General features: G+C 28.8%; 16 protein-coding genes and 1 pseudogene. 11 read left to right on the top strand and 6 right to left on the bottom strand.

What is annotated here, in order from left to right; all coding sequences use genetic code 11:
• Nucleotides 1–11: 11 nt before the first annotated feature.
• From BUB83_RS02680 to BUB83_RS02650, 7 genes are all read left to right on the top strand, one after another.
• The gene (locus BUB83_RS02680) at nt 12–569 is read left to right on the top strand and encodes a PilN domain-containing protein (protein WP_073336764.1); all 558 of its coding nucleotides are present in this window, start codon (nt 12–14) and stop codon (nt 567–569) included.
• Nucleotides 562–1,656: a hypothetical protein gene (locus BUB83_RS02675; RefSeq protein ID WP_073336762.1), complete on the top strand. Its 1,095-nt coding sequence runs from the start codon at nt 562–564 to the stop codon at nt 1,654–1,656. The genes BUB83_RS02680 and BUB83_RS02675 overlap by 8 nt, the downstream gene beginning before the upstream one ends.
• Before the next feature lie 41 nt (nt 1,657–1,697).
• Nucleotides 1,698–2,252: a prepilin-type N-terminal cleavage/methylation domain-containing protein gene (locus BUB83_RS22650; RefSeq protein WP_278336911.1), complete on the top strand. Its 555-nt coding sequence runs from the start codon at nt 1,698–1,700 to the stop codon at nt 2,250–2,252.
• A 23-nt stretch (nt 2,253–2,275) separates the two neighbouring features.
• Nucleotides 2,276–3,067, top strand: a complete 792-nt coding sequence (locus tag BUB83_RS02665) for a type II secretion system protein (protein ID WP_073336759.1) — start codon at nt 2,276–2,278, stop codon at nt 3,065–3,067.
• Between the two features lie 11 nt (nt 3,068–3,078).
• Nucleotides 3,079–3,531, top strand: a complete 453-nt coding sequence (locus BUB83_RS02660; protein ID WP_073336757.1) for a hypothetical protein — start codon at nt 3,079–3,081, stop codon at nt 3,529–3,531.
• A 19-nt stretch (nt 3,532–3,550) separates the two neighbouring features.
• The gene (locus tag BUB83_RS02655) at nt 3,551–4,840 is read left to right on the top strand and encodes a type II secretion system protein (protein WP_073336755.1); all 1,290 of its coding nucleotides are present in this window, start codon (nt 3,551–3,553) and stop codon (nt 4,838–4,840) included.
• A 192-nt stretch (nt 4,841–5,032) separates the two neighbouring features.
• The gene (locus BUB83_RS02650) at nt 5,033–5,782 is read left to right on the top strand and encodes a prepilin peptidase (protein ID WP_073336752.1); all 750 of its coding nucleotides are present in this window, start codon (nt 5,033–5,035) and stop codon (nt 5,780–5,782) included.
• A 48-nt stretch (nt 5,783–5,830) separates the two neighbouring features.
• On the opposite strand, the pseudogene BUB83_RS02645 reads toward BUB83_RS02650, so the two are convergent.
• Together BUB83_RS02645 and BUB83_RS02640 are read right to left on the bottom strand one after the other, a co-directional pair.
• Nucleotides 5,831–6,097 (bottom strand): annotated as a pseudogene (locus BUB83_RS02645) (glutamate--tRNA ligase); the annotation flags it as partial.
• A gap of 95 nt (nt 6,098–6,192) precedes the next feature.
• Nucleotides 6,193–7,101: an Rpn family recombination-promoting nuclease/putative transposase gene (locus BUB83_RS02640; protein WP_073336738.1), complete on the bottom strand. Its 909-nt coding sequence runs from the start codon at nt 7,099–7,101 to the stop codon at nt 6,193–6,195.
• Nucleotides 7,102–7,501: 400 nt separating this feature from the next.
• Here BUB83_RS02640 and BUB83_RS22645 point away from each other — a divergent pair, with 400 nt between their 5' ends.
• Both BUB83_RS22645 and BUB83_RS02635 read left to right on the top strand, forming a co-directional pair.
• Nucleotides 7,502–7,636, top strand: coding sequence for a hypothetical protein (locus tag BUB83_RS22645; protein WP_278336910.1), 135 nt, complete (start codon nt 7,502–7,504; stop codon nt 7,634–7,636).
• A gap of 9 nt (nt 7,637–7,645) precedes the next feature.
• Nucleotides 7,646–8,161, top strand: coding sequence for a DUF4277 domain-containing protein (locus BUB83_RS02635; RefSeq protein WP_341465336.1), 516 nt, complete (start codon nt 7,646–7,648; stop codon nt 8,159–8,161).
• Between the two features lie 280 nt (nt 8,162–8,441).
• Here BUB83_RS02635 and gltX read toward each other — a convergent pair whose 3' ends face one another.
• Complete coding sequence (gltX, locus tag BUB83_RS02630; protein ID WP_073336734.1) at nt 8,442–9,914, bottom strand: glutamate--tRNA ligase; 1,473 nt, start codon at nt 9,912–9,914, stop codon at nt 8,442–8,444.
• 236 nt (nt 9,915–10,150) lie between these two features.
• Between gltX and BUB83_RS02625 the strand changes: the two genes are divergently transcribed.
• A complete protein-coding gene (locus tag BUB83_RS02625) occupies nt 10,151–12,400 on the top strand; it encodes an alpha/beta hydrolase family protein (RefSeq protein WP_073336732.1) in 2,250 nt (749 codons plus the stop codon).
• 90 nt (nt 12,401–12,490) lie between these two features.
• Here the strand turns inward: BUB83_RS02625 and BUB83_RS02620 are convergent, their stop codons facing one another.
• The gene (locus BUB83_RS02620) at nt 12,491–13,123 is read right to left on the bottom strand and encodes a DUF4397 domain-containing protein (protein WP_073336730.1); all 633 of its coding nucleotides are present in this window, start codon (nt 13,121–13,123) and stop codon (nt 12,491–12,493) included.
• A gap of 179 nt (nt 13,124–13,302) precedes the next feature.
• Between BUB83_RS02620 and BUB83_RS02615 the strand changes: the two genes are divergently transcribed.
• Entirely contained in the window at nt 13,303–14,094 is a 792-nt protein-coding gene (locus BUB83_RS02615; RefSeq protein WP_073336728.1) for a CPBP family intramembrane glutamic endopeptidase, read from the top strand.
• Nucleotides 14,095–14,152: 58 nt separating this feature from the next.
• On the opposite strand, the gene BUB83_RS02610 is transcribed toward BUB83_RS02615, so the two are convergent.
• Complete coding sequence (locus BUB83_RS02610) at nt 14,153–16,600, bottom strand: DsrE/DsrF/DrsH-like family protein (protein WP_073336726.1); 2,448 nt, start codon at nt 16,598–16,600, stop codon at nt 14,153–14,155.
• A 20-nt stretch (nt 16,601–16,620) separates the two neighbouring features.
• Nucleotides 16,621–16,902: an ArsR/SmtB family transcription factor gene (locus BUB83_RS02605; protein ID WP_073336724.1), complete on the bottom strand. Its 282-nt coding sequence runs from the start codon at nt 16,900–16,902 to the stop codon at nt 16,621–16,623.
• Nucleotides 16,903–17,064 lie beyond the last annotated feature (162 nt).

Here is a 17,064-nt window from a genome sequence, read left to right as displayed (position 1 = left end):
GGGTGTATCTAATGAAGGATTTCAATTTTTTTGGTTATTTATTAAAAAAGCAGAAAAGCAGGAACACTAAAATTATTAATGGAACAATTGTTATTTCTGCAGTAGTTATAGCTATGATTACTGTATTCTTAATTAATCTAGCTTTAATCAAAAATTTAGAAAAAGACATCGAAATAAATGAAAAACTTATGAATTATGAAAGTTATGATGAATTGGTGCAAGAAATTGGAGAAAAACAAAGCATTTTAACTCTTCTAGAGCAGTATAATAATATTTTAGAGGGTATTGAGGGGATTATTGAAAATGGGGATAATATTAATGAAGAATTAATGGTATCCATAAATAATACTATTCCTAGAGAGGTAACTTTAGAATATATAAACCTTGATGGAGAAGCGCTTTATTTAAATGCTTCATCTACTTCAAGGCAATCAATCGCTGAGTTTCAACACAATTTGAAAGATACTGGATTATTTGAAAGCATTCATATAAATAATATATCATCAGAAGAAGAAGTATTTTCCTTTGACGTAGAAGCAATGTTTAAGGAGGTTTCCAATAATGAATAGATTTAAAAATATAAATATAAAAATTTTGATTATAGCTATTATTTTAATTATAGGAATATTTTTTGCCTACTATAAATTAGTGCTACAAGCTCAAAGAAACCAAATAAATGAGTTAACTGAAACAAATGATATATATTTGGCAGAGCTTGAACAAGTACGTCAAGATGAAGCTTTAATCAAAGAAATAAAAAGTAATATAGAAACCATAGGAACCAATATAGATGGAACGGTAAAAGCTTATTTCCCATCTTTGAATCAAGAAAAAATCATATTAATTTTGGATTCATTTTTAGATGATAATAATCTTAAGTCTTCAAGTATGAGTTTTTCTTCTGCAAATGTAGAGGTTTTACAGCCATTATCAAATGAAGAAGAAGCACAAGAGTTTCTTTTAAAGGATTTAGCAGAACAATACTCAAATATTCAAAATGGGGTAACTGTTGAAGAAAAATCAACTGAAGAAAGTCAATCCAATGAAGATAGCACATCAACAGAAGGTACAGCAAGCACTGGAACAGAAGAAGTAATGGAAGAATCTAATATTAGTGGAGCAGCGGTTTCAGAAAATGAAGCTAGTGTTGAGAATACATTTTCTGTTGAAAATATGAATATATCTTTAGAATTAGAAGGTAGTTATGAGGATATAACGAACTTTATAAATGATATCAATAATTATAGTAAAAAAATACTTATAAAAGATATCACTATTATAAGTACTGAAACAGAAGTTACCTCTGCTGGAGGGGGTGGTGGGGACAGCATTGATGATAAAAGTAATTCATCAACTGAAAATGGCACAACGTCTACTGACTCTGCAACAAACCAAGATGGAACAAATAGTTATAACACAACAACAAATTCAGATGGAACAAATAGTGGTAATAATACAACAAGTTCAGATGGTATAACAAATAGTGATGGAACCACATCAGAAGATCCAGTTGTTTTATATACTATCCAAACAATAACGGCAAGTATAAACTTAAATTTTTATGCTATTCCTAAGCTTAAAGATGATGAAACGGATTATGATTATAAAAATTGGACTATAAATAGTTTGTACGGAAAGAAAAATCCTTTTGAATAACATACAACCTAAGGGATGTAAAAAATTGGGAGTGGTTTTATATGGCTCATACGGAAGTGAATTTTTACAAAAAAAGAAAAAAAGGATTTACTTTAATAGAATTAATAATTGTTATTGCTATACTAGGAATTCTTAGTGCTATAGCCATTCCTAAGTTTAATGACTATAAAGATTCAGCATCAATAGCTACTTTGAATGCTAATGAGGGAACTTTTATAAAGCAAATTGCATTACTTGAAGCAGAAGGTAAAACAGTTTCATATGGTACTACTAATAAGCAAAATGATTTGAGGGATTTTTTGAAAAATGAAATTAGTGGGATTATAGTTAATAGTGTATCTAATAAAAGTGATATTTTCAGTACTAGTAATAATACCACATTTGAGGGAGCTGCAATAGTTACTTCTTCTAATTCCACTAAAACTATGGAGTATGTGAAAATTAAAAAAGATTATTATCCTCTTAATAGCTCCAATAGCACGGCAAGATTAAAATCATTAAATGGTACTATTATGGTTGTTGTTTGTAGTGATGGATATTTATTATACGGAATATATGATGATGAAGTGCATAACTTTCAGGAATATCATTTTTAAAAATAAAGAGGTGTAAATATAATATGAAAAACAGGAGAAAATCTAAGGGTGTTACTTTACTAGAATTGATAATTAGTATAGCTTTACTTGGGATTATAATTACTCCTGTTTTTTCTTTAGTGGTAACTAGTGCTAAGATAAATGGGAAGTCGGAGGATGAGATTCAGGCTTTGGCATTGGGTCAACAAAAATTTGAGTTTTTAAAAAATAGTAAAGATGTTACTTCTGGAATCACTGGACCTTATGAAGAAAACGGATTTTCAGTTACTGAAAAAATTATTGAATTATCAAAATATGAAGTTTTAGCTAATGAAGGCTCAAATAACTCTATACCAGAAGAAAATGTTATAAATATTGAAGTAAAAAGTGAAAATAACAATTATATATTGTATGCATCAAATAATAACAAGACAATAAACTATCAAATAAAGAATAGTGATAAAATAAAGATATTTTATAAAAATGATAATATTAATTTTGAAAATAATAGTACTTCAATTAGTATTCCAGTGAATTCAAAGTATGATGTTAATATTAATTTTATTAATAATACGGTGCATAATTTTGAAGTAACTTTTAATAATCAAAATTATAATAATAGTACAGATAAGATATATATATTTTATACAGTACCAAATACTATTTCAGTTATAAAAGATGGTGATGGTATAATGAATAGTAATGAAAAGATCGTTGGAAACACAGGAGAATCAGGTCAAAATATGAGCTTTTCAATGTATAAAATTATTGTTGAAGTAAAAGATGAAAGTAAAGTATATCAAACCTTTGAAGGATACAAACCTATTTATAATTAGGAAGTGATTATATGGTTAAGAAAAAAGGATCAGCTTTATTAATGGTTTTAATAGCTTTGATGGTTTTAAGTTTGATAGGAACTGCAATTATTAGTTATTCTTTTTCAAATTTTAAACTTAGAAAGCAAGTTAGTGACAGTTATGCAGACAGATATATTGCTGAAGGTGGTATTGATCAAAGTTATGGTGCAATAGTAAAGTTAAGCAGTGAAGTTGAGAGTGGAACTACTTTAAATGCTTTAAAAAGTAAGATAGAAACTGAATTTAACAATAAGTCAAATAGCTATTTTGACAATTTATATAATGGGGATTTAAAGATTAGTATTAGTTCACAAATAAATACCACTTTAAAAATAGTAGTTACTTCAACTTATAAAAACAATGAAACTGTCATTGGAAATTTTGAAATTATCGGTAATGGACAAGGATTTTCTGTAGCATTAACAGAAAAAATCTTTAAATAGTTTAAAGAAGGTGAATAATTTGATTAAAAGTAGAAAAAAAGCCATAACTTTAATAGAGCTAATAATAGTTATTGGAATTTTAGGTGTTGTTATGGGAACAACCTCTACTTTTTTCTTGTCTAATTATAAGAGCTTGAATAATGTAGAAGATAAAGCAGATTTACAACATGCAGCGCAAAGTGTTATTAATGCATTTTCTAATGCTACATTGAATAGTACATCATATAGTGGAGATTCATCATCAATCTTTAAATTTGATAAAAATAGTTTTAAACTAGAGAATAATGAATTTAAAGAGGGTACTAGGATTATTGCATCAAATATTAAATCTATAGTTGTAAGTGTACCTGAGGGATCTGATGAAGATGATGGCATAAAGGTGACAGTTATTGCTGGTATGGGTGATATAACAGAAACTATTGAAACTAGTTTATATTTTAGAATGGGAATATCTTTTAGTGGAGTGAGTGGAAGTATAGATGATACACAACAAGAATCACAAGAAAATAGCTCACTACCAGAAAATTTAGTTTTTTACTCTACAGCAATGTCTTTTAATGGTAAGCAAATTGATGCTGGCAGTAATTCAATTGTAATTAATGGAGATTTATACTCCACAAGTATTATTAGTGGTGGAACTGAAGTTAAAGCCAGTAAAATTTATGTTAAAGGTAACTTAGAGTTGAACAACAATAAGAAATTTTATGGAACTGTTTATACTGAAAATAACCTGAGTATATCAGGAGGAAAATACTTGTTTGGAGAAACATATGTAAAGGGAAATTTGATAATAAATAATAATGGATATTTAGATGGTGATTTGCATTTAGGTGGAAGTGCTACTATAAATTATAGCAATAGTACAATCACAAACAACAGGTTACAAAATGTATCGGGAATAGTTGATAAGAATTATCAATTTAATTTTCCGGATTATAAAATTGAATTAAAGGATGAATCTTGGTACGTAAGTAATGGGTATACAATTAATAATAGTAGTTCAATCAACATAAGTTATGGAGATAAAATTTATAGTAAAGTAGATTGCAGTTTTACTTATAATAAGGACATATCAGATTCTATTATCATAGTGAGTGAGGGAAATATAACTTTAGGAACTAATGGTAATTCCGATAAAGAATTTAAAGGAGTATTGATAGCAAAAAAAAATATTAAGTTTACCAAAAAAAAGTTTGAAGGTGTAATTATATCAGGTGGTACATTTAGTACAATAGATGGAGATACAACATTAAAATTAAATAATATAAGCAATTATTTTGATGCGAATAACAAAATTCCAGTGAACTAAAATAACTATATATGAATATTTTGATAAATTAATTGACAATAGCCATGGAAATAGTACAGGGAAATTTAGATATGAGAATATCAGAGAGAAGGATTAGGTATGTAATAGAAGAAAAACCTAAACTGTATATTAAAGATATTAAGGGCAATGATTATAAATAAATATCTTAGTGATTAATGATAGGAGAAAAATATGGATTTTTTATTCGTTTTTATATATGGATTAGTATTCGGAAGTTTTTTTAATGTATGTATATATAGAATTCCAAGGCAGGAGTCAATAGCTTATCCACCATCACATTGTACTTCCTGTGGAAAAAAACTGAAGGCTGTGGATTTATTTCCAGTTTTGAGTTGGGTATTTTTAAAGGGAAAGTGTAGGTATTGTGGAGATAAAATTTCAATAAAATATCCTTTATTTGAAATTCTTACAGGGATAATTTTTGTATTGGTGTATAAAGAGTTTGGATATTCTATAGAAACAATTAAATTCTTGGTATTTGCTAGTTATTTGATAATAGTAGGTTTTATTGATTTAAATACTACAGATGTATATTTTAGTACTACTTTATTTGGATTAATAACAGGGATTATTTTTGTTTTAATAAATGTATTTTTAGGAAATCCATTTTTAACATATATATACGGTGCGGCTTTTGGAGCAGGTATTATAACCTTAATAATATTAACCACCCATGGTATGGGATGGGGAGATGTTGAAATTTTAGGTATCTGTGGATTGTTTTTAGGATTTAAACTTAGCATAGTTACCTTCTTCTTTTCAGCTTTATTAGCAGGGATAATAGGTATGATATTGATTTTAAGTAAAATTAAAAGCAGAAAAGATTACATCGCTTTTGGTCCATACATTGCACTGGCAGCATTTCTTTTAGCATTATACTGGGATAAATTTTTTCAATGGTATTTGGCGTTGATTATTTAGAGTAATTTAATATGATTTCCACCAAAAAAAAGGCCCTCAGGCCTTTTTTTAAGCTTCTGTTTTCAATTTATTGATTCCAACTCTAATTCTCTTAAGGGATTCTTCTTTTCCGACTATTTTACCGATCTCATAAACTCCACCTGGAGAAGATGGTTGACCAGATAAGGCAGTTCTGAGTGGCCATAAAACTAGTCCGTTTTTAACACCCATTTCAGCTACTAAATCCATACAAGTTTTTTCTATAGATTCTACTGTCCATAGTTCTAAATGTTGTAAAATTGGAAGAGCTTTTTCTAATACTTGTAATGAATTTTCATTGTAAAATTTTGCACCCCAGAGGTGCTTACAAAAATTTCCTAGAGCGGAACGAGAGGAGATTTTTGTTTGCTATTTATCTTTTCGATTAGACTTTAGTGCAAACTTTTTCTTAACATTTCAACTTCTTCTTCGCTCAAGCCTGTTGCTTTAACTATAGCCATTGGGTCCATATCCATAATTAATAGCTGTTTAGCCGTTTTAATTATACCTTCTTTTATACCCTCTTTTATACCTTCTCTTATACCTTGTTCTCTGGCTGTTTTTTCTCTGGTTAACTGATCCATAATTTCTGCTTGTCTAGATTCATAAGCTCTTCTTGCTTCTTTACTTTTACTTACTCTTTGTAATATTTCATACGCTGCCTTAATGTTTTCATTTCTTTCTGCTAACATTTCCATTCCCTCCTTTGACTTTGCATCTATAAATTCAAGCCATTCTAGTATAGGGTCATCTATATCTTTTAAACTATTCAATTTGGCAAGTTTTGGTAATTCTAAAAAATGCACCTCTAATACATCAGTTAATTTATATCCTGTCTCATCTTCCAAAATATGAAATGTTGTGTGTATCTTATTTAACGGTATGCGTTCAAAATCAACAATATTTATAGTGATACACTTTTTTAGTTTGTCATAAGTATCACCTGGTACAACTTGACTATTATACATCTTTGACCAATAAAATAATGTTCTTTCTGCCATATATTCAGTAGGTAATATTTGTATCTCTATATCAATATGCTCATTATTTTTTGTCTTTACTCTTATATCTAAAATTCCTTTTTTATCTTCTTTAAACTCTCTTAATAGCTCTGTATTTAATAATTCTATACCTTTAAATTCTTCCTTTGGCAATCTCAAAACAGCACTTAAAAATGCAATTAAAACATCTTTATTCTTTTCATCTCCAAAAATTAATTTAAATACAAAGTCCACCTTAGGTGACATTATAAAATCATCATTATATTCATTACTATCCAAATTAAACTTACTATTATTCATAATACTATATTCACTTCCTATTATTTGATAGCTACATATATATAATTTTAGCCATAATTTTATTCACTTATTCATTCTAATTCATATGAGTTCTTTCTTATATTATAGCACAGAAATTTATTCACATCATCTTACTAAACAGATCTTGTAATTCAATTTGCTAACTATTTTATTGATTGATAGCAAAACAAAATTGTAAACAAAAGCACAATTTTGTTAACATACCCCATAGACATCAACTTAAGGAATATTTTTTTCACTTTTATCTCATATTGCGCTGAATGAATTTTAAAACTAATTATTTACTTAAAAGCAACTCATCTACAATAATTTACAAAAATGAATGTCAGCTTTTTTGTCGAATATATTCATAAAATACTTTATGAGGGTGAGTAAACTTATGGATATAAATGATTTGTTATCAGTTAACTTAGAAATGTACTACCATGGTAAAATGAATTTTATAGTAGGTCTTTGTGAACAGATGAAATTACCTGAAATATTTAACATGAATTTAGAAAAAAATTTGGGGTGAAACACTGATATTCCTTATGGAATCATGGCTGAGATGATGATTGTAAATATTTGCGATAATCATCATCCACTATATTTACTAAATGAATATTATAAAGAGAAAGATCTAGGAGGAATATTTCACTATCCTATCAGTTTAAGCCAAATTAATTATGATAGATTTGGCAAGTTTTTAGATGCATTTTATGAAGCTGGTCCAAGAAAAATTTTCGGATCACTAAGTTCTCAAGCCTTTGCTAATTATGGAATAGAAGTAACAAATATAAATTATGATACAACTTCAAAAGTAATGTGGGGTACTTATGAAACAGAAGAACTTAAAGAAGGTGTAATATCTATAGACTTTGGTCAAAGTAAACAAAAAAGACAAGATAAAAAGCAGATTAAAATGGTTATAGGCGTAGCCAATGGAGTAATGGTTGATGTAAAGAAATATCGTTCTTTATCTAAGCCTCTAAGTGAAAGTCATAAAAAGATATTAAAATATTTAAGTATTTCTGAAGATGTCTTTTGTTGGAATAAATAAAAATAAACAAATTTTCATTACGTCAGCATTGTCTTTTGGGCTATGTTTTAATTTTGGTATCTGTAAATACCAGAAGGCTACCGCCTAAAAAGATTTGAGGAAATTAAATTATAAAAAGATAGTAGAAACTATTTTTTTTATTAAAAACACAGGTTAAAAAAATCCCTAAAATTAAATATAGGGATATTACAATACATTGTGCGGAGTATAAGATTTTTTGACTTTAACTGTCCACTATCCACTCTCCACTGTCAACTAAAAAAGGCCCTTAGGCCTTTTTTTACGCTTCTGTCTTCAATTTATTAATTCCAACTCTAATTCTTTTAAGGGATTCTTCTTTTCCAACTATTTTACCAATCTCATAAACTCCACCTGGAGAAGATGGTTGACCAGATAAAGCAGTTCGAAGTGGCCATAAAACTAATCCATTTTTAACGCCCATTTCTGCTACTAAATCCATACAAGTTTTTTCAATGGATTCAACAGTCCATGGTTCTAGGTTTTGTAAAATAGGAAGAGCTTTTTCTAATACTTCTAAAGAATTCTCATAGTTAGTTTTCATTTTTTTATGAACATATATAGATATATTGTGTTCTGGTAATTCATTAAACATTTGGACCATATCAGGTATTTCTGTTAATACGCCTAATCTTGTTTGAATTAAGCTACTAATGAACTCTAAATCTAAAATATCCATTTTGTCATGAGAAAATACTTGTTCATAGTATTTTAATGCTAATTCATGAAAATTTTCTGGTGAAAGAGCTTTTATATACTCGCCATTCATCCAAGTAAGTTTTACCGTATCAAATATCGCTGGAGATTTACTTATGTTGTGGTAATCAAATTTTCCAACTAATTCTTCTAAACTAAATATTTCTTCGTCTGTTCCTGGGTTCCAACCTAAAAGAGCGATGTAGTTCATAACAGCATCTTTTAAATATCCTTTTTTAAGTAAATCTTCAAAAGAAGCGTCTCCATTTCTTTTACTTAATTTTTGAGTAGAATCTTTCATTATTGGAGGGCAATGTATGTAGATAGGTACTGGCCATCCAAAAGCATTGTAAAGTCTATTATATTTTGGTGAAGAAGATAAATACTCATTACCACGAACTACATGAGTAATGCCCATTAAATGGTCATCTACTACGTTAGCAAAGTTATAAGTTGGAAGTCCGTCAGTTTTTATAAGAATCATATCATCTAATTCAGAGTTATCAACTCTTATAGTTCCGTAAATTTCATCTTCAAAAACAGTTTCTCCATCAGTAGGATTATTTTGTCTAATTACAAAAGGCTTTCCTTCTGCTAAATTCTTTTCTATTTCTTCTTTGCTTAAGTGTTTACAATGCTTATCATATTTAGGGGTAACTTTTCTAGCTTCTGCATCTGCTCTTAAAGCATCCAATCTTTCTTTTGTACAAAAACAATAATAAGCTTCACCTTTATCTACAAGGTTTTTAGCATGTTCCATATACATGCCTTTTCTTTCGCTTTGTATATATGGGCCAACTTCACCGCCCACATCTGGACCTTCGTCATGATGTAGTCCAGTTAAATTTAAAGTGTTATAAATTACGTCAACGGCACCCTCTACATATCTTTCTTGATCTGTATCTTCTATTCTTAAAATAAATTTTCCGTTATCATGTTTAGCTATTAAATAAGTATAAAGCGCAGTTCTCAAATTACCTACATGCATATAGCCTGTAGGACTAGGGGCAAATCTAGTTCTTACTTCATTAGTTACCATTTTTTTCACTCCCGATAAATTAGTTTACAGCTTACAGTTTATATTAATAAAATCATAAACCCTGTGCATAGATATTTTTATCATATAACAAGGGGCATTTTATGTCAATATAATTGATAAGTTAAATTATTATCATAGAGAAATCCTTATTTGAAGGTAGGCAGTGAATTGAAAACTGTATACTTGTCTTCCTACCTTTTATTAGTTTATAATAAATGGTGGTGGTGAGATGAAAAATGATTATTAAATTTAGTGGATTTATAAAAACAATATTGAAAAGTATAAAAAGCAAAATCAGTAATTCTTTTAATGGAACAATGAAAGGAACCTTGATTTTTTTAAGCTTTTTATATTCCATGATTTTATTTTGGGTGGGGTATAATTTTTTAAGTGGATATGGAAGAATTCTTGATATATTGGTTTTGGAAATTTTGGGTTGGATAGCAATTGTAATAGCTTATTATTTATTGAAATTAATAGTATTTTTAATAAAAAAGATAAAAATTATTAAGATAGCGATTTTTTTATTGCCCATTATTGGCACATACATTTTATTGGATTATTATTTGAGTATTGAGGAGTATATTTTACTTATTGTAGCCATAGTATTTTCTTTTATTCAACTTTTACTAGGCATATTTATAACAAAAGCTTGGAAAAGAAATATATCAAAGGTTACAATATTAATGTTAATAATTTTTATGTTTTTGGATGTAAGTGTGATTTATTTCTTCAGTTTTAAAGGGTGGCAGCATGATATAGTGGATTCTTATACTAATTCACAAGAATTTAAACACAACCTGAATGTAAAGAACAAATTTACGAAAAATCCTGCAGAAAAGGGAGAATATAAAGTTAATACTCTTTACTATGGAAGTGGAAAGGATAAAAGAAGAGTTATTTATGGGGAAAATGTTGATATTGAAACTAAAGAAGTATATGCTTTTCCTTATTTAGAAAAATATAAAGGAATTAAATCAAAATTAAGAACTTTTTATTGGGGATTTGATGATAAAAATATGCCTTTGAATGGTACAGTTTGGTATCCAGAAGAAGAGGGCAAATTTCCTTTAGTGATCATAGCCCATGGAAATCATGCTATGGAAGAATATTCGGAGCTTGGTTATGAATATTTAGGACAACTTCTAGCTTCTAAAGGATATATTGTAGCTTCAATTGATGAGAACTTTCTTAATGGAAGTTGGACAGGTGCTCTTGGAGGGGAAATGGATGCAAGAGCTTGGATAATTTTAAAGCATCTTGAACAATGGCAGCAGTTAAATGAAGATAAAGACAATGAATTTTATAATAAAGTAGATATGAGCAATATTGCATTAATAGGGCACTCAAGAGGAGGAGAAGCGGTAGCACTAGCTTCTGTTTTTAATGATTTAGGCTATTATCCTTTAGGGTCAAATATTAAATATGATTTTCATTTTAATATAAAAAGTATTATTGCCATAGCGCCAACAGATAAACAATTTAAACCAGCTAATAAAGCTGTAGAGCTTGAAAATGTGAATTATTTAGTATTGCATGGATCAAATGATGGTGATGTATCAAATTTTTCGGGAAATAATGTATATGATAGAGTTAAATTTACAGATGGTAAAGATTATTTTAAATCATATCTTTATATTTGGGGAGCAAATCATGGTCAATTTAATGAAGTTTGGGGAGATGAAGATATGAGTTTTCCTAAAAATCTACTTGTAAATAAGGAAAGTCTTATTGAAGCAGAAAAGCAAAGAGAAATAGCAAAATTATATGTATCAAGTTTTTTAGATGCTACTTTAAAAAATCAAAAGCAATATAAAGAAATTTTCAAAGATTATAGAGTAGTATCGGAATATCTTCCAGAAACCATGTATTTTAATAGATATGAAGATTCAACTTTTAAACTTATAACCAATTATGAAGAAGATATAAGAGTGAATACCACTTCTTTAAAAAAAGGAAGTATTGAATCCTTTAATCTTAGTAATTATATGGAGGGGTCTTTAAAGTTTAAAGATGGTGATGTTAGAGATAATAATGCAGTACTAATAAAGTGGAATAATAATAAAGGAAAATATAGTATCTTATTAGATGAGCAAGCTAGAGAAGAATTAAATATAAACAAAGAAAATAATTTGATTTTTTCAGCTTGTGATTATGATAAAGATGAAATAAACTTTATTCAAAATGATTTCACTATAGCACTAACAGACACAGAGGGAAATAAGTCTGAAGTTATATTTTCAGATTACTTTCATATGAATCCTTTGTTTAAAGCAAAAATCACTAAGATAAAACATTATGATGATGAAAAGTATGGAGAAGATATGGAACCTATACTCCAAACTTATTCAATTGACATGGAATTATTTATAAAAAATAATTCATATTTTCACCCAGAAAAGTTGGAGAAGGTTGAATTTATATTTAATAAAACTAGTTATGGATACATTGCTATTGATGATATTGGAATAAGTGTAGAGAATTAATAGTGGTATAGTTTGAACTGAAGGTTGAATGAGATGTTTCATTGTCAAATATAAAGGGCGGGCATGTAACCCCGCCCCTACACATATTTGTTAGAATTCAATATAACTATTTCCATCTAAAGGAATTAAAACTTGTAATGGTGGAGTTTCACCAATAAGTCCTACTGCGTAAATAGTGTAGAATCTATTTGGTTTTGTGATTATATTTGGAATGGTTAATGCTACTGAATTTGTTCCTGTAGGTCTTGCTTGCAAGGTGTATTTTCCAGGTGTAATTTCAGCATACTCAGTAATTTCTTCAAAAGAAATATCTTTAAAAATAACACTGCCATCAGGTAAAGTGATATCAACAGCTGGTGTATTAGGAGATACGTGAGCAAATCTTACATAAGATTTATTGGGGTTTCTTGGTAATATGGCATCATTAACTGGAAGAAGATGAATATTAGATAATTGGCCAACAGCCACAATAGTAGTTATGCTTTCAGGGTTTACAGTAATATTTGTATCTATTACAGGCTTGGATTTAGTGCCTCGTGGATAAACTTTAATATTATACATGTCAGAAGTAACTTGAAGGTATTCTGTAAATTGTTTGTACCTTAAATCCTTTACTAATATTTTATCATTGGCGTAAATATCAACAGCTGGAGCATCAGGACTTGCATGTAATATTCTTATAAAAGCTTTATTGCTTGTTCTATAGAATGGGTAAAAAAACATAAACTCACCTTTGCAAATTATTTTTCATAACATTTTATGAAATAAGAGAAGGTAATGTGAATATTTAAATAAATTAAATGAATTAAATGTAATTATAAGCAATTTTCAGAATATAAATTTAAAGGAAGGAAATATTAGTAAATTCTATTAAATTAAATCACATCTGAGGGGGATTTATAATGGTAAAATATCTTAAATTAGTGGGTGAAATAATAGCCTATTTAGCTTTATTTTTAGTGGTTTCTATTACAGTACTTATTATTTCTTCATTTGTTTTGGTATTTTTGGGCATGGATATAATGGATAATATTCAAATGATGGAATTGTTAAATATGAGATTAACACCTTTGATTTTGTTGGTATTTTTCGGCATGGCTTATATGATTTTTAAAGCTTTCAACAAAGATTTAATTAAATTTTGTAGATTTAAAAAATTTAAATTAAATCAATTAGCGCCAGTTATACTTATTGCAATATTTACCACAGCTTTATCATTAGTGCTTATTCAATATGGGGTGGAAATTTTTCCGGATTATGCAGAAGTGTCAGAAAGTTTGAGCTCTTCATCACAAGATTTGTTAGCTATGTTAGGAATAGTGATTTTTGGACCAATGTTAGAAGAAATTTTATTTAGAGGAATTATATTTAATAGATTAAGAGAAGAAATGCCAGTTGTTATAGCAGCTTTAATTCAAGCAATAATATTTGGAGTAATGCATGGTAATCCTCTTCAATTCTTATATACAGTGGCACTTGGACTTATAATGGCTTATGTTTATGTGAAAACAGATTCTTTATGGCTTAGTATGGTGGTGCATATCACTTATAATTATTTTGGTGTGCTTATATTCCCAACTTTTTTAGGAGTGTTTAATGTACCTTTAATAGCTTTTGGAGTTATAAGTGCATTATTATTAATTTTATCCTTTATATATTTCAATTTAACTATAAGAAAAAATTTGTGGAATTGATAAATTATAAAAAAAGAAAGTACCTAGCTGGGTTGCTGTGTACTTTCTTTTTTATTAATTAAATAAATAAGTTTACATTAGAATCTTCTGCTTCACCTAGGTAATATCCAACTCCACCTATTTTTATTCCATCAATTAATTCATCTTGCTTTAATCCAAGTAAGTCCATAGACATTTGGCAAGCAACTATTTCTATACCGCTATCTATAGCAGCTTCTATTAATTCTTCTAAAGAGCTTACATTATGGTGTTTCATTATACCACGGATCATTTTTGCACCCATGCCACCCATGTTCATTCTTGATAATCCAAGTTTTTTACTACCTCTAGGCATCATCATTCCGAACATTTTTTCAACTATATTTTTGCTTACAGAAACATTTTCGTTCTTTCTTAGAATATTAATACCCCAGAAAGTGAAGAACATTGTTACTTTTTTACCCATGGCAGCAGCACCATTTGCTATTATAAAAGAAGCAATAGCTTTATCCAAATCACCGCTAAATACAACCATAGTCTTATTATCTTTAGCTTCTACAAGAGAATTATTAGAAAGTGAAACAGCAGCTTCATCTGTACCTCTTTTAAGAGTAGCAGTTATAATTCCCTTTTCTTTATATATGTTTAATAAAGTATTATTTGTTCTTTTACACCAAGCTTTTATATCTTCATAGAAGCCAGGGTCAGAAGCTGTTACTACAAGTTGATCACCTAAATTGATTTCATCCATAGAAGATTTAACTTTCATCAATGGACCAGGGCAGCTCAAGCCACAAGCATCTAGATTTTTAACAACTACATTGCTAGTGTCTATTTTATTTTGTGTAGGAATATTTGATTCTTTTACATCATTATTAGGTTCAAATTTACCAGCCATATATACTTTATAACCTCCTGTAATGTTTTTCGCATTAAATCCATTTGCTTTTAATATTCTTTCAGCTATATATCCGCGAAGACCTACTTGACAATAAGCCCATAATTCTTTGTCTTTATATTGTGCTAGTTCATCAATTCTATCTCTTAATTGTTCTAAAGGAATATGAACAGAGTTAGGTATTTGTCCACCTTCAACTTCTAATTCAGTTCTAATGTCTAGAAGAACTACTTTTTCAGGGTCTAAGGTATCAATTTCTCTTGGAAGTACGGCTTCTGATCTTTTCTCAATAATATTTTCAGCATAAAAACCAAGCATATTAACAGGGTCCTTAGCAGAAGAGTATGGAGGAGCATAAGCAAGTTCTAATTCTGATAGATCATAAATAGTTCCTTGCAGTCTAATAACCACAGCTATATCATCAATTCTTTTATCAACGCCATCATAACCAATTCCTTGAGCTCCTAAAACTTTTCCATCCATATTGAATATAAGTTTTAAAGTCATAGGGGTAGCACCAGGATAGTAAGAAGCATGACTTTGAGGTAAAACATAAATAACTTTAAAAGGAACGTTTAAAGTCGTTAAAGTTCTTTCATTGCTACCAGTACTAGCACAAGTTAAATCAAAAACTTTAAGTACAGAAGTTCCCTGAGAACCTTTAAAAGTTTTGTTGAGTCCTGAAATATTATCTGCAGCAATTCTACCTTGTTTATTTGCAGGACCAGCTAAAGGAATAGCTGTTTTATTTTTGTTTATAAAATCTATAATTTCAACTGCATCACCAACAGCATAAATATTTTCTAAATTAGTTTCCATTTTTTCATTAACAATTATATGACCTTTAGGCCCAAACTCAAGAGTAGTGTCGTTTAAGAAGTTTACATCAGGAGTAACACCAATAGCTAAGATAACCATATCAGAGCTTATAGTTGAACCATCTTCTAAGCTTAAGTGAGTTTTACCATCAATATCTTCAAACTTACAAACTTTACTATTTAAGTGAAGAGAAACACCATTATCTTGCATTTCTTTTTCAGCAATAGTTACCATATCTGAATCAAAAGGAGCTAAAATATGAGGAGCAGCTTCTACTAAAGAAACTTTAATTCCTAGCTCTACTAAATTCTCAGCCATTTCAATTCCTATGAATCCTCCACCTATAACTACTGCAGAATTTAATTTGTTTTCTGTAACATATGCTTTGATTTTATCTGTATCAGCCATATTTCTAAGAGAAAATATTCTTTCTCCATCTATTCCTTCTATAGATGGCTTAATTGGTTTAGCACCAGGTGATAGTATTAAGCTATCATAATTTTCAGTATAAGTTTTTTCGCCAGATTTTATAGTTAATTCTTTTTTCTCAGCGTCTACTTTTATAACTTCACTATCAATTCTAACATCAACGTTAAATTTATCCTTCATATCTTTTGGTGTAGATACTAATAGATTATCTCTTTCTTTAATAGTTCCACCAATATAATAAGGTAATCCACAATTAGCAAAGGAAATATAAGATCCTCTTTCAAATAATATAATTTCAGCTTGTTCATCTAATCTTCTTAATCTTGCTGCAGCAGAAGCTCCGCCAGCAACTCCACCGACAATTAAAACTTTTTTACTCATAGTAAACCTCCTAATAATTATTAATCTTCAAATAAAACCTGGATTACTTTTTGAATTTTATCATTAGAAAGAGTATAAAATATTTCATTACCCTTTCTTGTCCCTTTTATGATTCCAGCACCCTTTAATAATTGTAAATGTCTTGATACAGTTGGCTGAGGAAGTTCTAGACAGGCCTGCATGGTATTTACATTACAATTATCTTTATCCATAAGTCCTCGAACTATACAAATTCTAACAGGGTGAGCCAGAATTTTTAGAAGTTCAGTTTCTTCAGTATAAAGTTCAAAATTATTATCCATTTATACATACCTCCTCTTAATCAAACAATCACATAATCATTATATTCAAATAATTGAATATTGTTATATTATTATATTAAGATATTTGAATGTGTTTGTCAATAATTTAACTAAATATATTGATAAAAAAATAAAAGAGCTGAAATTAGCAGCTCTTTTAAA

Origin of the sequence: Clostridium grantii DSM 8605, assembly GCF_900129965.1 — a bacterium.
Taxonomy (GTDB): domain Bacteria; phylum Bacillota; class Clostridia; order Clostridiales; family Clostridiaceae; genus Clostridium_AF; species Clostridium_AF grantii.
This window is presented reverse-complemented; position numbering and strand designations above follow the sequence as displayed.